The sequence below is a fragment of the Caenispirillum bisanense genome, assembly GCF_039523075.1.
GTDB classification, from domain to species: domain Bacteria; phylum Pseudomonadota; class Alphaproteobacteria; order Rhodospirillales; family Rhodospirillaceae; genus Caenispirillum; species Caenispirillum bisanense.
In genome coordinates this window covers 1-7,020 of the sequence record NZ_BAAAEP010000094.1, presented here as the reverse complement: position 1 = coordinate 7,020, position 7,020 = coordinate 1, and the positions used below count along the sequence as shown (strand labels likewise).

Here is a 7,020-nt window from a genome sequence, read left to right as displayed (position 1 = left end):
GCACCGCCGGTCTGGTCGGGCGCACCGTCGCCGACGTGGCGCGCGACCTGATCATCGAGACGCTGAAGCACACCTTCGGCAACCGCACCCATGCCGCCAACATCCTCGGCATCTCCATCCGCACCCTGCGCAACAAGCTGAAGCTTTATGCCGACCAGGGCGTGCCGGTGCCGCCGCCGGCCGGCGACAGCGAGGCGCACCCGTGATCACCACAACCGCAGGCGACCGCCGCATCCGGGCCACCGTGACGGCGGGGAGTGAGAAGAATGGCTGAGGAAGGCTCGGGTCAGCAGCTCGACGCGGCACCGTCCGCCGGCGGTCGCGCCGGCGGTGCCCTGTCCGGCGCCTTCTCCATGGGCTCCACCCGCGACCGGCTGGTCAAGGCGGCCAGCCGCGGCGACCTGATGTTCGCCGCCGGCGTGATCACCATCCTGGTGGTGCTGATCATGCCGCTGCCGCCGTGGCTGCTGGACGTGATGCTGGCCTTCAGCATCACGCTCGCCGTGCTGATCCTGATGACCACGATCTTCATCGAGCGGGCGCTGGAGTTCAACGTCTTCCCGGTGGTGCTGCTGATCGCCACGCTGTTCAGACTGGCGCTGAACCTGGCCTCGACGCGCCTCATCCTGTCCGACGGCCACAAGGGACCGGATGCGGCCGGCGAGGTGATCGAGGCCTTCGGCGGCTTCATCATGGGCGGTAATTTCGTCATCGGGGTGATCGTCTTCGCGATCCTCATCCTGGTGAACTTCATGGTGATCACCAAGGGCTCGACGCGCATCGCCGAAGTGACGGCGCGCTTCACCCTGGACGCCATGCCCGGCAAGCAGATGGCCATCGACGCCGACCTGTCGTCGGGCCTGATCGACGAGAACCAGGCCCGCCAGCGCCGCACCGACATCCAGAAGGAAAGCGACTTCTTCGGCGCCATGGACGGTGCCTCGAAGTTCGTGCGCGGCGACGCCATCGCCGGCCTGATCATCACTGCCATCAACGTCATCGGCGGCATCATCATCGGCATGGTGCAGGGCGGCCTCAGCTTCTCCAAGGCGGCCGACACCTATACCCGGCTCACCGTCGGCGACGGTCTGGTCAGCCAGATACCGGCGCTGATCATCTCGGTCGCCGCCGGTATCATGGTGTCCAAGGGCGGTCTGACGGAGAGCACGGAAAAGGCCCTGATCGGCCAGTTCACCAGCTATCCCAAGGCGCTTGGCATGTCGTCCGGCCTTGCGGTGGCGCTCGCCCTGCTGCCGGGCACGCCGGCGCTGCCGTTCCTGGTGCTGGCCGCCATGACCGGCTCCGCCGCCTGGTACCTCGGCCGCAAGCAGGACAAGGCCGCCGCCGAGACCGCCGTGGCGAGCGAGAAGCAGGCCGCCGCCACCGCCGCCGCGCCGGTGGCCGAGGAGCCGATTTCCGAGGCGCTGAAGATCGACATGATCCGGCTGGAACTGGGCTACGGCCTGCTGGCCATGATCAACGGCGGGCCGAACCAGCGCCTGACCGACCAGATCAAGGCCCTGCGCCGGGCGCTGGCCATCGAAACCGGCTTCATCATGCCGTCGGTGCGCATCCAGGACAACATGCAGCTGCCGGCCAACTCCTATGCCGTCTACATCAAGGAAGTGCAGTCGGGCAAAGGCGACCTGCGGCCCAACATGCTGCTGGTGATGGACCCGCGCGGCGAGGAAATCAGCCTGCCGGGCGAAAAGACGCGCGAGCCCACCTTCGGCCTGCCGGCCCTGTGGCTCGACCCCGCCAACCGGGAAGAGGCGCTGTTCCGCGGCTATACGGTGGTCGATCCGCCCACCGTCATCACCACCCACATCACCGAGGTGGTGCGCGAGAACATGCCGGACCTGCTGTCCTACGCCGATACCCAGCGCCTGCTGGACGACCTGGACCGCGAGCACCAGAAGCTGATCGGCGACCTCATCCCCGGCATGATCTCGCTCGGCGCCGTCCAGCGCGTGCTGCAGAACCTGCTGGCGGAGCGGGTGTCCATCCGCGACCTGCCGTCGATCCTGGAAGGTCTGGCGGAAGCGGCCGGCGCCTCGCGCAACATCACCACCATCACCGAGCACGTGCGCGCCCGCCTGGCCCGCCAGCTGTCCGACACCTATTCCGACGACAACGGCGTCATCCCCATCGTCACCCTGTCGCCGGAGTGGGAACAGGCCTTCGCCGAAAGCCTCATCGGTCCGGGCGAGGACAAGCAGCTGGCCATGAACCCGAGCAAGCTGCAGCAGTTCATCGTCGGCGTGCGCCAGACCTTCGAGCGGCTGGCCATGCAGGGCGAAACGCCGGTGCTGCTGTGCAGCCCGATGATCCGCCCCTACGTGCGGTCCATCGTCGAGCGCTTCCGCCCGCTGACGCCGGTGATGTCGCAGAACGAGATCCACCCCAAGGCCAAGATCCGCACCCTCGGCCAGATCTGAGGCCGCCGCCGTGGCTGCCCCGCCGCCCCACTCACCGCCCTCGCCTGCCCCGCCCCCCTCGCCGCCGCCCTACCCGCTGGCGGGGCGGCGGGTGTGGGTGGCCGGGCACGGCGGCATGGTCGGCAGCGCCCTGGTGCGGCGCCTGATCGCCGCCGGCTGCGAGGTGCTCACCGCCGACCGTGCCGCCGTCGATCTCACCCGGCAGGAGGCGGTGGAAGCCTTCCTGGCGACGGCACGGCCGCAGGCGGTGGTGGTGGCCGCCGGGCGGGTCGGCGGCATCCACGCCAACGCGGCGCTGCCGGCCGACTTCCTGCACGACAACCTGCTGATCGCCGCCACCGTCATCCCCGCCGCCCACCGGGCAGGGGTGGAGAAGCTGCTCTACCTCGGCTCCTCCTGCATCTACCCGCGCGAGGCGCCGCAGCCCATCGCCCCCGACGCCCTGCTGGCGGGGCCGCTGGAGCCCACCAACCAGTGGTATGCGGTCGCCAAGATCGCCGGCGTCAAGCTGTGCGAGGCCTACCGCCTGCAGCACGGCTGCGACTTCATCAGCGCCATGCCGACCAACCTCTACGGTCCCGGTGACTGCTACGATCCCGCCCGCAGCCATGTGCCGGCGGCGCTGATCGCCCGCTTCCATGCCGCCCGCCTGGCCGGGGCCGCCGCCGCCACCGTCTGGGGCAGCGGCCGGGCGCGGCGCGACTTCCTGCACGTCGACGATCTGGCCGACGCCTGCGTCCTGCTGCTGGAGCGCCATTCCGGGCCTGCGCCGGTGAACATCGGCAGCGGCCGCGACCTCACCATCGCCGACTTCGCCGAGGCGGTGCGGACGGTGGTCGGCTTCACCGGCCGGCTGGAGTTCGACACCAGCCGCCCCGACGGCACCCCGCGCAAGCTGCTCGACACAACCGTGCTGCGCGATCTGGGCTGGGCGCCGCGCCTTGATCTGCATGAAGGCCTGAAGCAGTCCTATCAGTGGTTCCTTGACAATATCGCGCCCCTCCCCCAATGACGTCCCGCGGGGGAACGCAGGGGACGGGCGATGGCGGGGAAGACGGCGCTCATCACGGGTATCACCGGGCAGGACGGCGCCTATCTGGCGCGGCTGCTGCTCGCCCGCGGCTATCGCGTCCACGGCGTGCGGCGGCGTTGCGCCTCGCCCACCACCGGCCGCATCGACGACCTGCTGGCCGAGCCGCGCCTGCCGCTGCACCTCCACCACGCCGAGATGACCGACACCGGCAGCCTGCTGCGGCTGGTGCAGGAAACGGCGCCGGACGAGATCTACAATCTGGCGGCGCAGAGCGACGTGGCGGTCAGCTTCGCGACGCCCGAGTTCACCGCCGACACCGACGCCCTCGGCCCCCTGCGCCTGCTGGAGGCGGTGCGGCTGCTGGGCCTGGGCGAGCGTACCCGGCTGGTGCAGGCCTCCACCTCGGAACTCTACGGCGCCGCCGCCGAGACGCCGCAGACCGAGGCCACGCCGTTCCGCCCGCGCTCGCCCTATGCCGCCGCCAAGCTGCATGCCTACTGGCTGATGGTGACCTACCGCGAGGGCTATGGCCTGCACGCCGGCAACGCCATCCTGTTCAACCATGAAAGCCCGCTGCGCGGCGACGGCTTCGTCAGCCGCAAGATCACCCGCGCAGTCGCCCGCATCGCTACCGGCGACCCGGCGCCGCTGCGGCTCGGCAATCTGGAGGCGCGGCGGGACTGGGGCCATGCCCGCGACTATGCCGAAGGCCTGTGGCGCATGGCGCAGCAGCCGCAGCCCGACGATTACGTGTTCGCCACCGGCGAAAGCCGCAGCGTCCGCGAGTTCGTCTCCGCCGCCTTCGCCTGCATCGACCGGCCGCTGGACTGGCACGGCCGCGGCCTGGAAGAAACCGGCCGCTGCGCCCGCACCGGCGCCGTTCTGGTGACGGTGGACCCCGCCTGCTTCCGCCCCACCGAGGTGGACCACCTGTGCGGCGACGCCGGCAAGGCCCGTCGCATCCTGGGGTGGGCCCCGCGCACGACCTTCGCCGATCTGGTGGCGGAGATGGTCGCGGCAGACCTGCGCCGGGCGTCGCATCCCACCGGCGAGGGCGCGAACTAGGTCGCGCTCGGCGTCAGCGGCTACGACGCGGCGGCGCTGTACGACACCTTCGTGGCCTGATCGCGGAATTGCCATAACCGGGTTGCGCGCCCGGCCGTCCAGACAGGGCGGCCGGGCGTTTTATTGGCGCGGCGGGCGGGCGTAAACACTGCGGTAACCCTTCCTGCTGCATAAAGGGGGATCGCCGGCCGTCGGGAGGAGTCTACCCCCGACGATCATCAGGAAGCTCGATGCGCCTCAAATGCTATGCCGCAGACACCATGGCCGAGGCCATGGCCATGGTCCGCGCCGAACTGGGGGACGATGCCATCATCGTCTCGACCCAGCGGGCGGCCGGCGGCCAGGGGGTGCGCATCACCGCGGCGGTCGAGGAGCCCATGGCCCTCGACGACGAGATCGAGCAGGTGCTGACGGGCGTCGAGCCCTCCCCCATTGCCGACGTCGTGCGCGACAACCTGGAATACCACGGCCTGCCGCCGGCCCTGCTGGAGCGGGTGGTGGCCAAGGTGCGGGTGCTGGAGGTGGCCGACGCCACCATGGCCTGCGCCGCGGCGCTGGACGACCTGTTCTCCTTCGCGCCGCTGCCGCCGCGCAAGTCGCCGCGGCCGTTCCTCATCGTCGGGCCGCCGGGCGCCGGCAAGACCATCACCACCGCCAAGCTGGCCGCCCGCGCCAAGCTGGCCGGCCGGTCGGTGGGCGTGGTGACCGCCGACTCGGTGCGGGCCGGCGCGACGGAGCAGCTGGCCGCCTTCACCCGCATCCTCGACATCGAGCTGAGCAAGGCCCGCGGCCCGGAATCGCTGCGCCAGGTGCTGCAGGACAGCGCCGGCCTGCACGACCTGACCTTCATCGACAGCCCGGGCCTCAACCCCTTCAACAACAACGACATGGCCTTCCTGCGCACGCTGGTGGAAGCGGCCGACGTGGAACCCATCCTGGTGCTGGCGGCCGGCGGCGATGCCATCGAGGCGACCGAGATCGCCGACTCCTTCGCCCGCGCCGGCGCCACCCGCCTGCTGGCGACGCGGCTGGACATGACCCGCCGCCTGGGCGCCGTTCTGGCCGCGGCCGACGCCGGCCAGCTGATGTTCAGCGACGTATCGGTCAACCCGCACGTCGCCAATGGCCTGTGCGCCATCAATCCCGTCTCGTTGGCCCGCCTGATCGTGCCGTCCGGCGATGCCGGCGGACTGGATGAGCCGCCGCCGCAGGAAAGCTCGAAACATTGGAAGGTTTCGGGTAAGGAACACCACACCGCTTGGAGAGAGGCTCGCCAGTCATGACATCGTCGTCAGACGCCGTGCCGACCTTGGCGCCGCGTCCATCGGAGCGGCAGAAGGGCCGCAACATCATCGCGATCGCCTCCGGCAAGGGCGGCGTGGGCAAGACGTGGTTCGCCATCACCACCAGCCATGCCCTGGCCCGGCGAGGACAGCGCACGCTGCTGTTCGACGGCGACCTTGGCCTCGCCAACGTGGACATTCAGCTCGGCCTCATGCCACGTGCCGACCTGGGCAGCGTGGTGGCCGGCAAGATGACCCTGAACCAGGCGATCATGCGCTACGAGCCAGGCGGCTTCGACGTGCTGGCGGGACGGTCGGGGTCCGGCTCGCTCGCCAACATCCCGCCCAGCCGGCTGCAGATCCTGGCCGACGACCTGGCGCTGATGGCGCAGAAGTACGACCGCGTCATCCTCGACCTGGGCGCCGGGGTGGAAAAGAGCGTCCGCCATCTGGCCCGCGCCGCCGGCACCATCATCGTCGTCACCTCCGACGAGCCGACCTCGCTCACCGATGCCTATGCCTTCATCAAGGTGACGGCCATGGAGCGGCCGGGGGTGGACGTGCGCGTCGTCATCAACGCCGCCAACTCGACCCGCGAGGGCGAACGCACCTACCAGACCCTGCAGAAGGCCTGCCAGGGCTTCCTGAAGATCAATCCGCCGCTGCTCGGCATCGTGCGGCGGGACATGCGGGTGCGCGAGGCCATCCGCAACCAGACGCCCATTCTCACCCGGCACCCCAACGCCGAAGCCGCCATGGATGTGGAGGCCATCGCCGCCCGGCTGCTGAGCCTGTAACGGGGCGCGAGCATGTCGCGCCCGCTGCCGCCGCCGCCACCGTCGGCCACCGGGCTGCCCCGGACGGCGCCGCCGGGCATTCCCTCCGTCGCCAGCGCGCCGCATCCGCCCGCCGCCGTGCGCGCCCTGCCGCCGGGCGGAACCGCCGAGCTGACCACCACCGCCGCCGCCGAGCGCGGCACCGTCGCCGTCCGCATTGCCGGCAGCGACACCCCCCTCACCCTGCGCACGCCGCTGCCGCTGCCCGAAGGCGCCCGCGTGACCGTGCAGGTGAGCGGCCACACCACCGACGCCACCGTCTTCCGCGTCACCGCCGTCGACGGCCGGCCGCTCGCCCAGGCGCTGCCCGACCTGCACGCCGCCGCCGCCCCCCCCCCCCCCGCCGGTGGTGCGCTGGCATGCGG

General features: G+C 70.9%; 6 protein-coding genes and 1 pseudogene. All 7 read left to right on the top strand.

All coding sequences use genetic code 11. The features are described 5' to 3' along the window. The coding region (locus ABD056_RS22185) for a helix-turn-helix domain-containing protein (protein WP_343870400.1) at positions 1-206 on the top strand (206 nt) is incomplete at its 5' end. Positions 207-266: 60 nt separating this feature from the next. After that, entirely contained in the window at positions 267-2,438 is a 2,172-nt protein-coding gene (flhA, locus tag ABD056_RS22180; protein WP_343870398.1) for a flagellar biosynthesis protein FlhA, read from the top strand. Positions 2,439-2,448: 10 nt separating this feature from the next. Continuing rightward, on the top strand, positions 2,449-3,450 hold the full coding sequence (locus ABD056_RS22175; protein WP_343870397.1) for a GDP-L-fucose synthase family protein: 1,002 nt from the start codon (positions 2,449-2,451) through the stop codon (positions 3,448-3,450). Positions 3,451-3,480: 30 nt separating this feature from the next. Continuing rightward, positions 3,481-4,536: a GDP-mannose 4,6-dehydratase gene (gmd, locus tag ABD056_RS22170; protein WP_343870396.1), complete on the top strand. Its 1,056-nt coding sequence runs from the start codon at positions 3,481-3,483 to the stop codon at positions 4,534-4,536. 230 nt (positions 4,537-4,766) lie between these two features. After that, positions 4,767-5,819 carry a flagellar biosynthesis protein FlhF gene (locus ABD056_RS22165; protein ID WP_343870394.1) on the top strand — a complete coding sequence of 351 codons (1,053 nt, stop codon included), beginning with the start codon at positions 4,767-4,769 and terminating at the stop codon, positions 5,817-5,819. Then, complete coding sequence (locus ABD056_RS22160; protein WP_343870393.1) at positions 5,816-6,616, top strand: MinD/ParA family protein; 801 nt, start codon at positions 5,816-5,818, stop codon at positions 6,614-6,616. The genes ABD056_RS22165 and ABD056_RS22160 overlap by 4 nt, the downstream gene beginning before the upstream one ends. Before the next feature lie 12 nt (positions 6,617-6,628). Then, a pseudogene (locus ABD056_RS22155) lies at positions 6,629-7,020 on the top strand (hypothetical protein); the annotation flags it as partial.

Bases quoted from the DNA above. Each gene is read 5' to 3' on its own strand.
- ABD056_RS22160 (WP_343870393.1), top strand. From the start codon at position 5,816: ATGACATCGTCGTCAGACGCCGTGCCGACCTTGGCGCCGCGTCCATCG.
- flhA (WP_343870398.1), top strand. From the start codon at position 267: ATGGCTGAGGAAGGCTCGGGTCAGCAGCTCGACGCGGCACCGTCCGCC.
- ABD056_RS22165 (WP_343870394.1), top strand. From the start codon at position 4,767: ATGCGCCTCAAATGCTATGCCGCAGACACCATGGCCGAGGCCATGGCC.
- gmd (WP_343870396.1), top strand. From the start codon at position 3,481: ATGGCGGGGAAGACGGCGCTCATCACGGGTATCACCGGGCAGGACGGC.